Origin of the sequence: Verrucosispora sp. WMMD573, assembly GCF_027497175.1 — a bacterium.
Lineage (GTDB): Bacteria > Actinomycetota > Actinomycetes > Mycobacteriales > Micromonosporaceae > Micromonospora.
Map to the genome: position 1 here is coordinate 15,529 of NZ_CP114901.1, position 17,872 is coordinate 33,400.

The 17,872-nt window shown below is 65.3% G+C and carries 12 protein-coding genes, 2 tRNA genes and 3 rRNA genes; 7 read left to right on the top strand and 10 right to left on the bottom strand.

Annotated elements, in window-relative coordinates; genetic code table 11:
* Positions 1-18 precede the first annotated feature (18 nt).
* Positions 19-702, top strand: a complete 684-nt coding sequence (locus tag O7601_RS00060; RefSeq protein WP_281564285.1) for a hypothetical protein — start codon at positions 19-21, stop codon at positions 700-702.
* 565 nt (positions 703-1,267) lie between these two features.
* Here the strand turns inward: O7601_RS00060 and rrf are convergent.
* From rrf to O7601_RS00075, 3 genes are all read right to left on the bottom strand, one after another.
* Positions 1,268-1,384, bottom strand: a 5S ribosomal RNA gene (gene rrf / locus O7601_RS00065).
* Positions 1,385-1,485: 101 nt separating this feature from the next.
* Positions 1,486-4,596: ribosomal RNA gene (locus O7601_RS00070) — 23S ribosomal RNA — on the bottom strand.
* Between the two features lie 373 nt (positions 4,597-4,969).
* A 16S ribosomal RNA gene (locus O7601_RS00075) occupies positions 4,970-6,484 on the bottom strand.
* The 16S, 23S and 5S rRNA genes sit together here, the layout of an rRNA operon.
* Before the next feature lie 715 nt (positions 6,485-7,199).
* Here O7601_RS00075 and O7601_RS00080 point away from each other — a divergent pair.
* On the top strand, positions 7,200-7,427 hold the full coding sequence (locus O7601_RS00080; RefSeq protein WP_281564286.1) for a hypothetical protein: 228 nt from the start codon (positions 7,200-7,202) through the stop codon (positions 7,425-7,427).
* A gap of 4 nt (positions 7,428-7,431) precedes the next feature.
* Here the strand turns inward: O7601_RS00080 and O7601_RS00085 are convergent, their stop codons facing one another.
* The 6 genes from O7601_RS00085 to O7601_RS00110 form a co-directional block, all read right to left on the bottom strand.
* Positions 7,432-8,229 carry a carbon-nitrogen hydrolase family protein gene (locus tag O7601_RS00085; RefSeq protein WP_281564287.1) on the bottom strand — a complete coding sequence of 266 codons (798 nt, stop codon included), beginning with the start codon at positions 8,227-8,229 and terminating at the stop codon, positions 7,432-7,434.
* A 134-nt stretch (positions 8,230-8,363) separates the two neighbouring features.
* Positions 8,364-9,659 (bottom strand): ATP-dependent Clp protease ATP-binding subunit ClpX, encoded by a 1,296-nt coding sequence (gene clpX, locus O7601_RS00090; protein WP_210830537.1) that lies wholly within the window; start codon positions 9,657-9,659, stop codon positions 8,364-8,366.
* A 207-nt stretch (positions 9,660-9,866) separates the two neighbouring features.
* A complete protein-coding gene (locus tag O7601_RS00095; protein WP_093411492.1) occupies positions 9,867-10,529 on the bottom strand; it encodes an ATP-dependent Clp protease proteolytic subunit in 663 nt (220 codons plus the stop codon).
* 14 nt (positions 10,530-10,543) lie between these two features.
* Positions 10,544-11,185 carry an ATP-dependent Clp protease proteolytic subunit gene (locus O7601_RS00100; RefSeq protein ID WP_093411495.1) on the bottom strand — a complete coding sequence of 214 codons (642 nt, stop codon included), beginning with the start codon at positions 11,183-11,185 and terminating at the stop codon, positions 10,544-10,546.
* A gap of 170 nt (positions 11,186-11,355) precedes the next feature.
* The gene (gene tig, locus O7601_RS00105) at positions 11,356-12,702 is read right to left on the bottom strand and encodes a trigger factor (RefSeq protein WP_281564288.1); all 1,347 of its coding nucleotides are present in this window, start codon (positions 12,700-12,702) and stop codon (positions 11,356-11,358) included.
* Positions 12,703-12,859: 157 nt separating this feature from the next.
* Positions 12,860-12,933, bottom strand: a tRNA-Pro gene (locus O7601_RS00110).
* A gap of 339 nt (positions 12,934-13,272) precedes the next feature.
* Here O7601_RS00110 and O7601_RS00115 point away from each other — a divergent pair.
* The 3 genes from O7601_RS00115 (at position 13,273) to O7601_RS00125 (ending at position 14,682) form a co-directional block, all read left to right on the top strand.
* Positions 13,273-13,346, top strand: a tRNA-Gly gene (locus O7601_RS00115).
* 383 nt (positions 13,347-13,729) lie between these two features.
* Entirely contained in the window at positions 13,730-14,113 is a 384-nt protein-coding gene (locus O7601_RS00120) for a hypothetical protein (RefSeq protein ID WP_281564289.1), read from the top strand.
* Positions 14,110-14,682 carry a hypothetical protein gene (locus O7601_RS00125; protein ID WP_281564290.1) on the top strand — a complete coding sequence of 191 codons (573 nt, stop codon included), beginning with the start codon at positions 14,110-14,112 and terminating at the stop codon, positions 14,680-14,682. Before O7601_RS00120 ends, O7601_RS00125 begins: the two co-directional genes overlap by 4 nt.
* Positions 14,683-14,839: 157 nt before the next feature.
* On the opposite strand, the gene O7601_RS00130 is transcribed toward O7601_RS00125, so the two are convergent.
* Positions 14,840-15,853 carry an acyl-CoA desaturase gene (locus O7601_RS00130; RefSeq protein WP_281564291.1) on the bottom strand — a complete coding sequence of 338 codons (1,014 nt, stop codon included), beginning with the start codon at positions 15,851-15,853 and terminating at the stop codon, positions 14,840-14,842.
* Between the two features lie 161 nt (positions 15,854-16,014).
* Here O7601_RS00130 and O7601_RS00135 point away from each other — a divergent pair, with 161 nt between their 5' ends.
* Both O7601_RS00135 and O7601_RS00140 read left to right on the top strand, forming a co-directional pair.
* Positions 16,015-17,271, top strand: a complete 1,257-nt coding sequence (locus O7601_RS00135; RefSeq protein ID WP_281564292.1) for a sensor histidine kinase — start codon at positions 16,015-16,017, stop codon at positions 17,269-17,271.
* Positions 17,223-17,858 carry a response regulator transcription factor gene (locus O7601_RS00140; RefSeq protein ID WP_281564293.1) on the top strand — a complete coding sequence of 212 codons (636 nt, stop codon included), beginning with the start codon at positions 17,223-17,225 and terminating at the stop codon, positions 17,856-17,858. Before O7601_RS00135 ends, O7601_RS00140 begins: the two co-directional genes overlap by 49 nt.
* The last annotated feature ends 14 nt before the right edge of the window (positions 17,859-17,872 follow it).

Below are 17,872 nucleotides of genomic sequence, written 5' to 3' on the forward strand. Positions count from 1 at the left end.
TCGCGTACGGTGTCGGCTATGTCCGACGCACATCTCAGGGCCCGTCAGCTCGACGAGGGCGCTCCGCCGGTCGAGCTGACCGACGAGCCGATCGAGCTGGGCGACCGCGAGCCGGCAGCCGGCGCCGACCGGCCCGACGTACGGTCTCGGCGACGACGTCTGGTCCTGGTGGCGCTCGCGATCATCGCGCTGGTGGGGGTGGGCGCGCTCAGCACCTGGGGCTGGCGGATCGTGCAGCAGAAGGACGCCCGGATCACCACCCCCGACCAGGTCGCCGGTCTTCGGCTGGACAGCAGCGACCGGGCGGCCAGCACGGCCGACTATCTGCGTAGCGGGCTGGCTGCTGACATTCAGCTGGACAGCAGCTTCGGCGCCGTCTACCAGGACCCCGCCGACGCCCGGCGATCTGTTCTGATCTTCGGCGGCACCACGCTGCTGTGGCAGCCTGAGCGGGACCTGGAGAGTCTGTTCGAGCTGATGGCCGACGAGACCGCAGCCGTGACCGGGCTCCGCGACGTGCCACCGGGGCGGCTGGGTGGCGTGATGAAGTGCGGCAGCACCGGCGGCGAGGGCGGCGATTTCGCGGTCTGCGGCTGGGCCGACCACGGCAGCGTGGTGCTGGCCATGTTCCCCGCCCGTTCGGTCGAGGAGTCCGCCGGTCTGCTGCGGCAGATCCGGGACGGCCTGCAGACCCGCGTCTGACAGGTGCGCGGCGGCTGGCCCGGATGCCCGGGCGACGCCACGTCCGCCGCAGGGCACAGGGCGCGACCTGCCACGGTGGGACCGACCCGCCCGGCCAGCCGGGGCGGGAGTGCCGCACCGGGGTGGCCAGCCCGGCGAGGGCCACGAGGACGATTCCGCCACCGGCGAGAAGACACACCAGAGGTACGCCGTACACCTCGGCACCCCAGGTGACGACGGCCGCGCCGACCGGACCGAGCGCATAGTGGGTCGCCCAGAACACCGAGGTGATCCGGCAACGGTATCGCCAGCGTGGCGAAGCCGTCGCCGACCACGGAGAGAGTCTGAGCCGACCAGAACACCGTGGCGTCGCGGTGCCGCCACAGCGGCCGGGTGGCCGGCCGTTCCGCCGTAGGTGCCGTCACCCGGGCGATGGTATTCGTAGGCCGACGCGAACGGCTTCCGCTTTATCGGGCTCTTGGGGTCACTCCCCCGGCCCGGCTACGGTGCTCGGCATTGCGGTCCGATCGCTTCGTGGAATGCGTTTAGGGCCACCCCCAGCGGGGGTGGCCCTAAACGGAAGAATGTCCGGCGGTGTCCTACTCTCCCACACCCTCCCGGGTGCAGTACCATCGGCGCTGGAGGGCTTAGCTTCCGGGTTCGGAATGAGACCGGGCGTTTCCCCTCCGCCATGACCGCCGTAACCTTATCAACATGTCAAACAACACCAACACCAACAGCGTTTTCCTTGTTGGAGTGTTGTTTGTTTGTTGTGAGTTACACAGTGGACGCGTAGCAACTTTGATAGTCAAGTCCTCGGCCTATTAGTACCGGTCAACTGAACCCGTTACCGGGCTTACATTTCCGGCCTATCAACCCAGTCGTCTAGCTGGGGGCCTTACCCCACCAAAGGTGGATGGGATACCTCATCTTGAAGCAGGCTTCCCGCTTAGATGCTTTCAGCGGTTATCCCTTCCGAACGTAGCTAACCAGCCGTGCCCCTGGCGGGACAACTGGCACACCAGAGGTTCGTCCGTCCCGGTCCTCTCGTACTAGGGACAGCCCTTCTCAAGTATCCTACGCGCACGGCGGATAGGGACCGAACTGTCTCACGACGTTCTAAACCCAGCTCGCGTACCGCTTTAATGGGCGAACAGCCCAACCCTTGGGACCTGCTACAGCCCCAGGATGCGACGAGCCGACATCGAGGTGCCAAACCATCCCGTCGATATGGACTCTTGGGGAAGATCAGCCTGTTATCCCCGGGGTACCTTTTATCCGTTGAGCGACACCGCTTCCACACGCAAGTGCCGGATCACTAGTCCCGACTTTCGTCCCTGCTCGACCCGTCAGTCTCACAGTCAAGCTCCCTTGTGCACTTGCACTCAACACCTGATTGCCAACCAGGCTGAGGGAACCTTTGGGCGCCTCCGTTACCCTTTAGGAGGCAACCGCCCCAGTTAAACTACCCACCAGACACTGTCCCTGAACCGGATAACGGTCCGAAGTTAGATACCCGAATCAACCAGAGTGGTATTTCAAGATTGCCTCCACCCATACTGGCGTATGAGCTTCACCGGCTCCCACCTATCCTACACAAGCCGACTCAAATACCAATGTCAAGCTATAGTAAAGGTCCCGGGGTCTTTCCGTCCTGCCGCGCGTAACGAGCATCTTTACTCGTACTGCAATTTCGCCGGGCCTGTGGTTGAGACAGTGGGGAAGTCGTTACGCCATTCGTGCAGGTCGGAACTTACCCGACAAGGAATTTCGCTACCTTAGGATGGTTATAGTTACCACCGCCGTTTACTGGCGCTTAAGTTCTCCGCTTCGCCCCAAAAGAGCTAACAGGTCCCCTTAACGTTCCAGCACCGGGCAGGCGTCAGTCCATATACATCGAATTACTTCTTCGCATGGACCTGTGTTTTTAGTAAACAGTCGCTTCCCCCTGCTCTCTGCGGCCATACAACGCTCCACCCGCGCGGGGCTTCACGTCTCCGGCCCCCCTTCTCCCTAAGTTACGGGGGCAATTTGCCGAGTTCCTTAACCACAGTTCGCCCGATCGCCTCGGTATTCTCTACCTGACCACCTGTGTCGGTTTGGGGTACGGGCCGCTCGAAACTCGCTAGAGGCTTTTCTCGGCAGCATAGGATCACTGACTTCACCTGAATCGGCTCGGCATCACGTCTCAGCCCTGTGCGCCACGGATTTGCCTATGGCACGGCCTACACGCTTACCCCGGCACAACCACCGGCCGGGCTCAGCTACCTTCCTGCGTCACCCCATCGCTTGACTACTACCCGCCAGGTTCCCACGCTCACCAACCTCGACCCGAAGGTCTCGGCTAGCTCGGATGGTTAGCACAACGAGGTTCATCAGGGACGCTCCTTCGCGGGTACGGGAATATCAACCCGTTGTCCATCGACTACGCCTCTCGGCCTCGCCTTAGGTCCCGACTCACCCAGGGCGGATTAACCTGGCCCTGGAACCCTTGGTCATCCGGCGGAAGGGTTTCTCACCCTTCTTTCGCTACTCATGCCTGCATTCTCACTCGTGCCGCGTCCACAACTAGGTCACCCCGCTGCTTCACCCCCGGCACGACGCTCCCCTACCCACCCACACACCTGCACGAAACCCCAAAGGACCTCGCGAAGTCATTGTGTGAATGCCACAGCTTCGGCGGTGTGCTTGAGCCCCGCTACATTGTCGGCGCGGAACCACTTGACCAGTGAGCTATTACGCACTCTTTAAAGGGTGGCTGCTTCTAAGCCAACCTCCTGGTTGTCTATGCGACCCCACATCCTTTTCCACTTAGCACACGCTTAGGGGCCTTAGCTGGTGATCTGGGCTGTTTCCCTCTCGACTACGAAGCTTATCCCCCGCAGTCTCACTGCCGCGCTCTCACTTACCGGCATTCGGAGTTTGGCTGATTTCGGTAAGCTTGTAGGCCCCCTAGACCATCCAGTGCTCTACCTCCGGCAAGAAACACACGACGCTGCACCTAAATGCATTTCGGGGAGAACCAGCTATCACGGAGTTTGATTGGCCTTTCACCCCTAACCACAGGTCATCCCCCAACTTTTCAACGTTGGTGGGTTCGGCCCTCCACACGGTCTTACCCGCGCTTCAGCCTGCCCATGGCTAGATCACTCCGCTTCGGGTCTAGAACATGCGACTCAAACGCCCTCTTCAGACTCGCTTTCGCTACGGCTCCCCCACACGGGTTAACCTCGCCACATGCCACTAACTCGCAGGCTCATTCTTCAAAAGGCACGCCGTCACCCCGCAAGGCTCCGACGGATTGTAGGCGAACGGTTTCAGGTACTATTTCACTCCCCTCCCGGGGTACTTTTCACCATTCCCTCACGGTACTCGTCCGCTATCGGTCACCAGGAAGTATTTAGGCTTACCAGGTGGTCCTGGCAGATTCACGGCAGATTTCAGGAGTCCGCCGCTACTCGGGAACACCCACAGAAGACCAGCTGCTTTCACCTACCGGACTATCACCGTCTACGGTCAGCCTTTCCAGACCATTCAGCTAACAACTGGCTTTATCACTCCTCACACGAGTGTCAGCTCGTGTAGCAGGGTCCCACAACCCCGACCACGCAACCCCTGACAGGTATCACACGCAACCGGTTTAGCCTCAATCCGCTTTCGCTCGCCACTACTCACGGAATCACTATTGTTTTCTCTTCCTACGGGTACTGAGATGTTTCACTTCCCCGCGTTCCCTCCACACACCCTATGAGTTCAGGTGCAGGTGACACCACATGACTGATGCCGGGTTACCCCATTCGGACACCCTGGGATCACAGCTCGGTTGACAGCTCCCCCAGGCCTATCGCGGCCTCCCACGTCCTTCATCGGCTCCTGGTGCCAAGGCATCCACCGTTCGCCCTTGACAACTTGACCACAAAGATGCTCGCGTCCACTGTGCAATTCTCAACAAACAACCAACCCACAACCCACCGTCTCCCACCAGCCCGGCAACCACCGGCGGTATGAGAAACCAAGCCATGCCTGGCGCCTCGACAAGCTCCCGCTCGCCTCAAGGCTCTGAAACAACAACCACACAGGTTGTTCCTTCAGGACCCAACAGGGTGCTTTACATCCCTCCCCAGCCGCACCACAGCAACCGTTCCCACCAACCCGAAAGCCGGCTGTACTAAGCGCCCTGACCGTTGCCGAGGAAAAACTCACCAGTGTCTCCGCCAATCGAGCACCCCGACCCGACATCCGCAGGCCGCGGGCTCCATACCACCTTTCGGTGGATGGTGCTCCTTAGAAAGGAGGTGATCCAGCCGCACCTTCCGGTACGGCTACCTTGTTACGACTTCGTCCCAATCGCCAGCCCCACCTTCGACGGCTCCCTCCACAAGGGTTGGGCCACCGGCTTCGGGTGTTGCCGACTTTCGTGACGTGACGGGCGGTGTGTACAAGGCCCGGGAACGTATTCACCGCAGCGTTGCTGATCTGCGATTACTAGCGACTCCGACTTCACGGGGTCGAGTTGCAGACCCCGATCCGAACTGAGACCGGCTTTTTGGGATTCGCTCCACCTCACGGTATCGCAGCCCATTGTACCGGCCATTGTAGCATGCGTGAAGCCCTGGACATAAGGGGCATGATGACTTGACGTCATCCCCACCTTCCTCCGAGTTGACCCCGGCAGTCTCCCATGAGTCCCCAACCGAATTGCTGGCAACATGGGACGAGGGTTGCGCTCGTTGCGGGACTTAACCCAACATCTCACGACACGAGCTGACGACAGCCATGCACCACCTGTCACCGGCCCCGAAGGACCCCACATCTCTGCGAGATTTCCGGCGATGTCAAACCCAGGTAAGGTTCTTCGCGTTGCATCGAATTAATCCGCATGCTCCGCCGCTTGTGCGGGCCCCCGTCAATTCCTTTGAGTTTTAGCCTTGCGGCCGTACTCCCCAGGCGGGGCGCTTAATGCGTTAGCTGCGGCACAGAGAACCGGAGAGGCCCCCCACACCTAGCGCCCAACGTTTACAGCGTGGACTACCAGGGTATCTAATCCTGTTCGCTCCCCACGCTTTCGCTCCTCAGCGTCAGTATCGGCCCAGAGACCCGCCTTCGCCACCGGTGTTCCTCCTGATATCTGCGCATTTCACCGCTACACCAGGAATTCCAGTCTCCCCTACCGAACTCTAGCCTGCCCGTATCGACTGCAGGCCCGCAGTTGAGCCACGGGTTTTCACAGTCGACGCGACAAGCCGCCTACGAGCTCTTTACGCCCAATAAATCCGGACAACGCTCGCGCCCTACGTCTTACCGCGGCTGCTGGCACGTAGTTGGCCGGCGCTTCTTCTGCAGGTACCGTCACTCACGCTTCGTCCCTGCTGAAAGAGGTTTACAACCCGAAGGCCGTCATCCCTCACGCGGCGTCGCTGCATCAGGCTTCCGCCCATTGTGCAATATTCCCCACTGCTGCCTCCCGTAGGAGTCTGGGCCGTGTCTCAGTCCCAGTGTGGCCGGTCGCCCTCTCAGGCCGGCTACCCGTCGTCGCCTTGGTAGGCCATCACCCCACCAACAAGCTGATAGGCCGCGAGCCCATCCCAAGCCGAAAAACTTTCCACCCACAAACATGCGCCCGCAAGTGAATATCCGGTATTAGCCCCGGTTTCCCGGGGTTATCCCAAAGCCTAGGGCAGGTTGCTCACGTGTTACTCACCCGTTCGCCGCTCGAGTACCCCGAAGGGCCTTTCCGCTCGACTTGCATGTGTTAAGCACGCCGCCAGCGTTCGTCCTGAGCCAGGATCAAACTCTCCAACAAAAACCTGTCGAAAAATCCATCCCAGCAACAAAAAATGTTGCCAAAGGAATCCAAACCAACCAGAAAAACCTGGCCAGCCCGGGAAAAAAACAAACTTGGCACTGGCTTATCAAGCACCCTGTTGAGTTCTCAAAGAACAACCACACACCAAACCCGGCCTCATTCGAGGAACCGCGTTCGGGGCAACCGCTCCAAACTATCCGAACCGCGCTTCGAGGTCAACCTGAGTGATCAGGTGCTCGTAGCTGACTCGGGGCCCACGCCAACGCTCACCTTGCGGTGTCAGCGACTGTCGTGGAGGACCGCAGACCGGCCGATCATCACTCAGGATAATCTGCCCGGCTCCTGCCGGCTCCAGAACCCTACCCGGTTGGCTTCGCGATCGCAACTCCATCTCGCTGAGTTGCTCCGCACCACCCGGCCTCAGCACCGCGCTGACATGGTCTCCGCGTTGCTGGCGCCCGTTCTCGGCCGGTTTGCCCGGCCTCCCGCGTGCAGAGAGAAAGTTACGCGGACGCCCCCGAGAAGGCAAATCATCTCTCATCGATGGGAGATTCGAGTTCGGCGAACGCTGGTCGGGTGGCGTCCCGGCGATCGGGACCCGGCCGACAACTCAGCCGGCTGACCGAAACCGGTACGGGATACGGACGCAGGCTCTGCTGTAAGTCTCCGCGCGGACGGCCACGAGGGGTCGCGACGTGCCAGAGTGTCAGGCATGGATGACGTGTCCCGGCCCGTGAGCCCGGTCCTCGCCGAGGACGCGCTGCTCGGCCTGCTGTTACCGATATGGCAACTGCTCATCGGGGCCTTCGTGCTCTTCGCGGTCCTGGTCTCGATCGGCCGGCTGGCCCGACGCGGCCCGTCCCGGATGGGTACCGCCCTTCTGATCACCGCAGCCGCCATCGCCGGCTTCGCGCTGGTCGGCGTACTACTTCAGGGATAGGTCGTCAGAGCCGGCGATTCGCCAGACTGGGCAGCTCGGCACGGGTTCGGTCCAGACAGCTCAGGTCGATGTCGGTTACCGCCAGCCCCGGACCATCGGGCACCTGGGACAACACCGTCCCCCACGGATCGATCACCATGCTCCGCCCGTAACAGGTGCGGCCGGGCTCGTGGTCACCCGTCTGCCCGGCTGCCGCGACGAAACACTGGTTCTCGATCGCGCGGGCGCGCAGCAGCACCTCCCAGTGATCTCTCCCGGTGTGCATCATGAAGGCCGCCGGTACCACCAACAGCTTGGCGGCACCAACAGTGGCCAACTGTCGATAGAGCTCGGGAAAGCGCAGGTCATAGCAGATCGACAGGCCCACCCGTAACCCTTCGACGTCGACCACGACCGGCTGCTCCCCGGGGGCCACGGTCGTGGACTCTCGGTAGGAGACACGGCCGGGGATCTCCACGTCGTACAGGTGGATCTTGCGGTACGAGGCGGCAAGCGCGCCGGAACGGTCGAAGACCAGCGTGGTGTTCCAGGTGCGGTCCGGGTCGGGACCCGCCTCGTGGTACGAGCCGGCGATCAGCCAGACCCCGTGCCGGCGAGCGGCAGCGGCGAAGAACTGACCCACCCGGCCGTCCGCGGACTCCGGTGCCGGCATCCCGGCACCTGGTCCGAGATAGTCGACGTACTCCGGCAGCAGCACCAGATCCGCGCCGGCCTTCGCGGCGCGATCGATAAGCGCTTCCGCGGCGGCGAGGTTCGCCTCTCGGTCATCCCGGGAGTTCAGCTGGCAGACGGCGACGCGCATGGCTGCCAGCGTACGGGTGGATGGTGGCCGGCCGCAGTGTGCGGTCGAGGGAACCTCGCCCAGCAGCGCGGCGGTCGCCGCCGCCCGTACCTCGGCGTCGTCGGTATCGGGAAGACCCGAGCCGCCGGTCGAGTTCAGGCGGACTTTTCCTCGCGCTCGCGCCGGGCACGACGACCCGTGAACTCGCGCGGAACGATCGTCGGGTTCACGTTTTCCAGTACCGCCTCACGGGTGATCAGCACCCGGGCGGCATCAGGATTACTGGGCACCTCGTACATCACGGAGAGCAGCACCTCCTCCATGATGGCGCGCAGCCCACGAGCGCCGGTGCCACGCAGCATTGCCTGATCGGCGATCGCTTCGAGGGCGGGCCGCTCGAACTCCAGCTCGACGCCGTCCAGCTCGAACAGGCGCTGGTATTGCCGGACCAGGGCGTTGCGCGGCTCGGTGAGGATCCTCACCAGCGCGGTGCGGTCCAGGCTCCGGACACTCGTGATCACCGGTAGCCGACCGATGAACTCGGGGATCAGCCCGAACTTGAGCATGTCCTCCGGCATCACCTGGCTGAAGATGTCGTCGGTGGAGCGATCGGAGACAGCGCGGAGACGGGCGCCGAAGCCGGTGCCCCCGTGCCCCGTACGCGCCTCGATGATCTGATCCAGACCGGCGAAGGCACCACCGCATATGAACAGCACGTTTGTGGTGTCGATCTGGATGAACTCCTGGTGGGGGTGCTTGCGGCCACCCTGTGGCGGCACGTTCGCGACGGTGCCCTCAAGCATCTTCAGCAGCGCCTGCTGAACGCCCTCACCGGAGACGTCACGGGTGATCGAGGGATTCTCCGACTTGCGGGCGATCTTGTCGACCTCATCGATGTAGATGATGCCGGTCTCGGCCCGCTTGATGTCGTAGTCCGCTGCCTGAATCAGCTTGAGGAGGATGTTCTCCACGTCCTCGCCCACGTAGCCGGCCTCGGTGAGGGCGGTGGCATCGGCGATCGCGAAGGGCACGTTCAACATCCGGGCCAGAGTCTGCGCCAGGTGGGTCTTGCCACAACCGGTCGGACCCAGCAACAGGATGTTCGACTTGGCCAGCTCCACCCCGTCGTTGCCGGAGCCCGGCGCGCCGGCCGCCTCGGCCTGGATTCGCTTGTAGTGGTTGTAGACCGCGACAGCGAGCGCCTTTTTGGCCCCCTCCTGCCCCACGACGTAGTTGTCGAGGAACTGGCAGATCTCCATCGGCTTGGGAAGCTCTTCCCACTTCACCTCGCCGGACTCGGCCAGCTCCTCTTCGATGATCTCGTTGCAGAGATCGATGCACTCGTCGCAGATGTAGACCCCGGGGCCTGCGATGAGCTTCTTGACCTGCTTCTGCGACTTCCCACAGAAGGAGCATTTAAGTAGGTCGCCGCCGTCACCGATCCGTGCCACCTACGTTCTCCCTGCACTCATCGGCCGGCAGCCCCGGCCACGACCTGCGGACGCTGACGCTCCGCCCGTCTTTCCCACGCTCGCCGGTCGCCCGGCGAAGCGTACGGACCCGACGTTACCCGCTGCCGGAGGTTTCTCCGACCCCCAAAACGGGTGTGTCAGAGGTCGGTCGACAACGAGCCCGACCGACCTCTGACCCGGCAGCGGTCAGCTGGCCGCGTTCGCGGCCAACAGACCCTTCTTACGACTGGTGAGGATCGTGTCGACCAGCCCGTACTCGCGGGCCTCCTCAGCTGTCATGATCTTGTCACGGTCGATGTCCTTGCGTACCAGGTCGACCGGGCGGTTGCAGTGCCGGGAGAGCATCTCCTCCAGCTGGGTACGCATCCGCAGGATCTCCTTGGCCTGGATCTCGATGTCCGAGCCCTGCCCGTAGCCGCCCTCGGTGGCCGGCTGGTGGATGATGATGCGCGAGTTCGGCAGGGCCATCCGCTTGCCCGGGGTACCGGCCGAGAGCAGCACCGCGGCGGCCGAGGCGGCCTGACCGAGGCAGACCGTCGAGATGTCCGGCCGGACGTACTGCATGGTGTCGTAGATCGCCGTCATGGCGGTGAACGAGCCGCCCGGCGAGTTGATGTACATGATGATGTCCCGGTCGGGGTCCGTCCCCTCCAGGGTGAGCAGCTGTGCCATCACGTCGTTGGCCGACGCGTCGTCCACCTGCACGCCGAGGAAGATGATGCGGTCCTCGAAGAGCTTGTTGTACGGGTTGGACTCCTTGACCCCGTACGACGTGCGCTCGACGAACGACGGCAGAACATAGCGGTTGTGCACGGCCGCGAACTGGGGCGGCAGGCTGAGGTCGGTCATCGTCTGCTCCTCGATCAGCTCAGGGTCCCGGCGCCCTCGGGAACCTGGGCGGCCCCCGTGATCACCTTGTCGATGAAGCCGTAGTCGACGGCTTCCTGGGCGGTGAACCAGCGGTCCCGGTCCGAGTCCGCCTCGATCTGCGCCGGCTGCTGACCGGTGTGGTAGGCGACGCGCTCCTGGAACATCCGCTTGGTGTACAGCATCTGCTCGGCCTGGATCGCGATGTCGGCGGCGGTGCCGCCCATCCCGCCGGAGGGCTGGTGCATCATGATCCGGGCGTGCGGGAGGGCGTAACGCTTGCCCTTCGTGCCCGCGCAGAGCAGCAGCTGACCCATGGAGGCGGCCATGCCCATCGCCACGGTCGACACATCGTTGTCGATGAACTGCATCGTGTCGTAGATGGCCATGCCGGAGTAGACCGAGCCACCGGGCGAGTTGATCCAGAGGTTGATGTCGCGGTCCGGATCTTCCGCGGCGAGCAGCAACAGCTGCGCGCAGATGCGGTTGGCGACCTGGTCGGTCACCTCGCTGCCCAGGAAGACGATCCGCTCCTTGAGCAACCGGTTGTAGACCGAGTCGTCGAGGTTGCCAATGGTGTCACCGCCGCGGGCGTCGATCGCCCGAAGCGGCTTCGCTGGGATGTGCATGTCGGTCATGGCAGCCCTTCGCTCTCCGTACCGTCGTGTCCGACACTAACCGCTGGGCCGGTCGCCGGACTCCCGGTCCGGGCACTGTTCGCTCTCAGCGCAGCAGGCCGAAGGCGTACCCGGAAAAGGGATCGGGCCACCACCCACCGCGACCGGCGGACGGTGGCCCCACCCGGCGATCAGTGCTCGTGCGAGTGCTCCTGCTCGCTCGCCTCACGCAGCGCGTCCATGGTCACCACGTTGCCGGCCGCATCCTTGATCGTGATGCGCTCCATCACCGAGGCCAGTGCCTTGCCCCGCCGGACGTCGCCGTAGACCGCGCCCGCGGTGCCGGAGCGAACAAGCTGGTCGTAGTACTGCTGGGGGGCCATGCCAGCGCGCTGAGCGCGGTGGACGATTTCGTGACCGAACTCGTCGTCGGAGACCTGCACGTCCTCGGCGTCGGCGAGGGTGTCGAGCAGCAGCTGGACCTTCACGCCCTGGGTGGCCGCGTCGGTCAGCTCGGCATCGATCTGCTCCTCGGTCTTCTCCTCGGCGGCGAGGTAGTCCTCCATCGAGGCGCCGATGCGCTCCAGCTGGTCGGCCATCGCCTCCTTGCGGCTCTCCACCTCGTCGCGGATCACACCCTCCGGCGCCGGCACGTCGGCGGCCTCGACAAGCTGCTCCAGGGCCTTGTCCCGAGCGGCGTAGATCTGCTCGACCCGCTTGCCCCGGGTGACCCGCTCACGCAGGTCCGCCCGCAGCTCCTCGATGGTGTCGAACTCGCTGGCGAGCTGGGCGAACTCGTCGTTCAGCTCGGGCAGCTCCTTCTCCTTGACCGTACGCACGGTCACCAGCACCTCGGCGTCGCGGCCGGCGAAGTCGCCGCCCACCAGCTGGGTGGTGAAGGTGGTGTCCTCGCCTGCGGAGAGACCCACGACCGCCTCGTCCAGGCCCGGCAGGAGCTGCTTGCTGCCCACCTCGTGCGAGATGTTGCTGGCCGAGCCGCCCGGCACCTCCTCGCCGTCGACGGTCGCCCGCAGGTCGATCTGGACGTAGTCGCCCTCGGCGGCGGCCCGCTCGACGGTCTTCAGGGTGGCGAAGCGCTCACGCAGGCCGTTCACCTGCTCGTCGATCTCGCTGTCGTCGATCTGCAACTCGTCGACGGTGACCTCGATCGAGGCCAGGTCAGGCACGGTGATCTCCGGCCGGACGTCCACCTCGGCGGTGAAGTTGAGCGAGTCGCCGTCGTTGAACTCGGTGATCTCGACCTCGGGACGACCCAGCGTCTTCAGGTCGTGCTCCCGCACGGCGGAGAGGATGTTCTGCGGAATCGCCTCCTGCACCGCCTCGTTGAGCACGGTGCCCCGGCCGACCCGCTGATCGATGATCGCCGGCGGCACCTTCCCCTTACGGAAGCCGGGGATCTGGATCTGCTGACCGATCTCCCGGTACGCCTTCTTGAGGCTCGGCTCGAGCTCGACGAACGGCACCTCGATGGCGAGCCGCACGCGCGTCGGGCTCAGAGTCTCGACGGTGCTCTTCACAGGCGTACTCCTTGACGGATCTCGGTTGATTCAGGGCGCACTTTCGGCCCATCGAGTGTAGGCGAGCCGGCACGCCGGACCAGCAGCGCCCGGGGCCGGCGGCGGGCCTGCCCCGCGTGCCGGTCGTCCGGGTGCCGCCGTCCGGTGCTTGCGGCAGTCGGGGTGGCGGGATTTGAACCCACGGCCCCTCGCTCCCAAAGCGAGTGCGCTACCAAGCTGCGCCACACCCCGTGGCGACGAGCAGTCTATGCCGTCCCTCCGACAACCGGCTGCCGGGGCGTCCCCCAACGCGCCGAACGATGACAAACCGGGCACTCCCCCTCCAGGGCGCCGGCAGGCAGCAGGCAGCAGGCAGCAGGCAGCAGGCAGCAGGCAGCAGGCAGCAGGCAGCAGGCAGCAGGCAGCAGGCAGCAGGCAGGTGCAGTTTCCCGGATGTTGTCGTCTCCCGGCGGCGCGACACGACAACATCCCCGATGTTGTCGTGTCGATGCGGCGCGGAGCCGGGTACGGCCGCGCGGCCGGCGCGGGTATTGGGTAGGCTGTCGGGCGCACCCGGTCCTGCGGGTGCACGCGGGCGTAGCTCAATGGCAGAGCTTCAGTCTTCCAAACTGACGGTGCGGGTTCGATTCCCGTCGCCCGCTCCACGAACGTCGGCCCAGGTCATTGGTGCGATCGTTGAGCCTGGGCGTTCCCTTCGTGCCAGTCCCGGCTCGCCCAGAGATCGGCAGCCGGACGCGAATCACCTCACCAGATGCGACCTGCGCCGCCAGAGCCCTCGCGACGGACCGAGCGCCATATGAGGGGTCTTACCGCCTCCCGCCACAGCATGCCCATCGTCGAGCGGCGATGGTCGCAGGGCGGCGGCCATGTCGGACAGTGCCGGGTGGCTCCGGAGAGTGGCAGCCTCAGGAGGCCACCTTCTGGAGTCTCATCCCGCCACTGCCGAAGCGCTCTCATCCGAATCAAGGCGACGGACGTCCAGACGTCCGAGGCCCACAGCTATGTGGCGCCCGCTACCGTGACTGCCGTGACGACCTACGAGGCTGGCGCAACGGTCCTGGACATCCTGCTTGCCAGCGCGGCCGTCGCTTTGGTCGGGTGCGCTGCCTGGGTGCTCATCCGCAGCCGACGCTCCGCAACGGTTCGGCTGTTCGGGCGGGCCCTGCATCACCCCCGGCTGTGGGCCGCAGGGGCGGCGTGCATGGGCTTCTACGCACTCCTGGGACTAGGAAACCTCACGGAGGTCATGCCCAGCACTTGGCGTACTCCGGGCCGGTGGATCGAGGTTCTGCTGTTGCTGGCCGCATCGACCCTCATGGTCACCTACGGAATCCTTGAGTACCGCGCCCGGCGGCGGAGTGGTCCTGACCAGCAGGTCGAGCGTGGGGCGCTGCCACGATCGCCATCGTGACTGGCGACTGGTTGACCGGTAGCTCGGGCGCGTGGCGGAGCGCGCTGCTGGCCCGCGTGGTCGCCGAGATCGAGACGGAGATTCGTCGGGCGTGGGAACGTCTTCTCCTCGACCTCGATGTCGAGCCCGATTCTGCCGAGGCGGTCGAGTTGGCCTGGCTGGTGGCCAATGATCCGGCGGCGTACGACTGGCGGACCGTCGACGGCGCGCTCGATCGGTTGAGGTGTCCGGCGTGCGAGTCACGGCTGACCCAGGGGCCGGCCGCGTGCGAGACGTGCGAGTTCCATCATCGGATGCGGTTCGGTGCTCGTGAGGTCGACCGCGAGCATGTTCCGCCGGGCAACGAACATGCCTTGCGGGTGGCGGGTGCGGTGGCGCGTACCCGTCATCGCTACTCGGCCAGAGCCCGGGTGGGCTACGAATTGATGCTGCCGGACCTCGTTGCCGGTGCGCTGCCCACCACCAGGCAGGCTCAGGCCGGCAAGGCTCTGATCAACAAGCTGACCGACGATGAGTGTGACCGCGTCGTCAGCTTCGCCGAGGTCGAGGAGTTGGCACGCGGTCGCTGACCCCCACCCGTCCACCTCCCACCCGTCCACGACTGGCCGCGGCCGGCGGCGCTGCAACCAGGTCGCCGACCAGTTCGTCGCCGTCGTGCCGGAAGGACAGTTCCGTCGACACCGGCTCGAACAACACAGCGGCACGATATCCGTGTGGTGCCGGAGGTCAACGTGCCGCGTGTTCGGCGCGGGCGGGGGCACCGACCTGGTGCAGGTGTCGTAGGGCCTGGCGGTAGGAGTCGATGAGGCCGGTCTGTTCGTATGCCACGCCGATCTCGGCGCAGTACGCCTGCACAATCGGTTGCGCCTTGCGCAGGTTCGGCGTCGGCATGCCGGGGAACAGGTGGTGTTCGATCTGGTAGTTCAGGCCGCCGAGCGCCACATCGGTGAACCAGTTGCCGCGGACGTTGCGGGAGGTCAACACCTGCTTGCGCAGGAAGTCCTCATCGCCGGTCGGGTGCGGCATGCCTTTGTGGTTGGGGGCGAAGGTCAGGCCCAGGTAGACGCCGAACAGGGCCTGGTGCAGCAGCAGGAAAGCGGCGGCCTGAAGCGGGGTGAGGACCACGAGCAGCGCCGCGAGGTAGCCGGCGGCGTGCAGCACCAGCAGGACGCTCTCCACGCCGCGACGCCGCACCGTGCCGTCGCGCAGAGCCTTGACGCTCGACACCTTGAGGCTTACGGCGAGCAGTGTCAGGAGCGGAAAGAACAGTACGGCCTGGTGCCGGGTGATGAAGCCCTTCAGCCCGCGCCGGCCGGTGGCTGCCTCGGCAGCCCAGATGAGCACCTCGGGGGCCACGTCCGGATCGAGGTCGTCGTGGTTGGGGTTGTTGTGGTGGCGGGTGTGCTTGTCCATCCACCAGCCGTAGCTCATTCCGACGCCGAGATTCCCGGCGAGCAGCCCGGCAAGCTCGCTGGGTGGCCTGGTGCGAAACACCTGACGGTGCGCCAGGTCGTGCGCCACCAGTGCCACCTGGGCGAACGTGACGGCGAGAAAGACGGCCGTGATCATCTGCCACCAGGAGGAGCCGATGACAAGGAACGCCGCCCAACCACCGACGTACATGAGCGCGACGGCGCCCAGGCGGACGAGGTAGTACGCGGGCCGCCGCCGCATCAGTCCCGCTCCGGTGATCCGACGGGAGAGTACGGCGAAATCGCTGCCGGTCGTCGTGGTCGTCATGGGTCCAGCGAACCGCTCACGAGCCGCGCCGTCAGGAGCGCTATCCCCCGCTGTCGAGGGGGTGCTGGCACCACCGACAATCGGCAGCCGGCCTGGGCAGAATGTGACCTGTGCAAGCGGCCGGAGCTGGTGAACGCATTGCCCCGTGGATCCGCCGGGGCGTGCGTTCCGTGCTGGCCGGGGTGGCCGCGATCGGCCTGGCGCTCACGAACTTCCCGCTGCTCGTCCTGTCGATTGTCGCGCTGGCGCTGGTTCCCGTGCCCTTCCTCGGCATGGCACTGGTGTCCTGGACGACGACGCTGGTCAGGAGGCGCACCGATCTCGAGCGGCGGCTCGCCGCCCAGTCCGGTGTCCCGCTGGCACGCCCGTACCATCCGCCTCCGGAGCGGGCCGTGCCCGGCGGGTGGCGCCGCTTCCGGTGGACGGTCACCGACCCGGCCACCTGGCGGGATCTCGGCTGGCTGGTACCGGGCGCCCTGGTCGGGATCGTTCTCGGCGCGGTCACGCTGGCCATACCGTTGTACGGGCTGGCGGGATTGACGCTGACGCCGGTGTGGATCTGGCTCGGCACCGACTGGTACGGCTACGGCACAGTCTGGTCGGTCGACTCGGTGGGCGAGGCCCTGCTCTGCGTTCCGCAGGGCGCGGCCATCCTGGCTCTCGGCCTGTGGTTGGCGCCGTGGCTGCGTCGCGTCGACGCCTTGTTCGACCGGCTTCTCCTCGCGCCGACCAGGGCCGCCGAACTGCGGCTGCGCGTCACCCAGCTGACCGTGACCCGGGCCGGCACGGTGGACGCTCAGGCCGCCGAGTTGCGCCGCATCGAACGTGACCTGCACGACGGTGTCCAGGCGCGGCTCGTCTCGCTGGGCATGATGATCGGGCTCGCCGACGAACTGATCGACCGGAATCCGGCCGCGGCTCACGAGATGCTCGCCGAGGCGCGTGCGTCGAGCGGTACGGCGCTGGTCGAGCTGCGGCATCTCGTCCGCGGCATCCATCCGCCCGTACTGGCGGAACGCGGTCTGGAGGGCGCGGTACGGGCACTGGCGCTCAGCCTGCCCGTGCCGATCGCGGTCGATGCCGATCTTCCCGGCCGGCTCGACACGCCGGTCGAGTCGGCGGCGTACTTCGCCGTGGCCGAGACCCTGACCAACGTGGTCCGGCACAGTCGCGCGCGGCACGCGTGGGTGTCGCTGCGCCACGTCGAGGGACGGTTGACGATGATGGTGACCGACGACGGTGCCGGCGGCGCCGACTCCGCCGCCGGTACCGGTCTGCGGGGTATCGAGCGTCGCCTCGCCGCCTTCGATGGCACGATGGCGCTGTCGAGCCCGCTCGGTGGGCCCACCGTCGTCACCATGGAGTTGCCGTGCGCGTTGTCATCGCCGAGGACCACGCGCTCCTTCGTGACGGACTGACCCGCATCCTGCGGGCCTTCGACTTCGACGTGGTGGCGTCCGTCGACAACGGCCCCGCCCTGCTGCCCGCCCTGGTCACCCACAAGCCCGAGGTGGCGGTGGTCGACGTCCGTCTCCCACCGACCTTCACCGACGAGGGCCTGCAGGCCGCGATCGCGGCCCGGAACCGGATACCCGGGCTGCCGATCCTGGTGCTCTCCCAGCACGTCGAGCCCTTGTACGCCCGGGAACTGCTCAGCACTCCGCAGGGTGGCGTCGGTTACCTGCTCAAGGATCGGGTCTCCAACGTCGGCGAGTTCATCGACGCGGTGCGCCGCGTCGCTGCGGGCGGCAGTGCCATGGATCCCGAGGTGATCACCCAGCTCCTCGCCCGTCGGGAGCCGCTGGCCGCCCTGACCGTCCGGGAACGGGAGGTGCTCGGCGAGATGGCCGCGGGTCGCTCCAATGCCGGGATCGCCGTCAAGCTCCGGATCACCGAGAAGGCGGTGAGCAAACACATCAACAACATCCTCACCAAGCTGGACATGCCGCCCTCCGATGACCACAACCGTCGGGTGCTGGCCGTGCTGGCGTACCTGAACGCCTGAGGCGCAACGCGTAC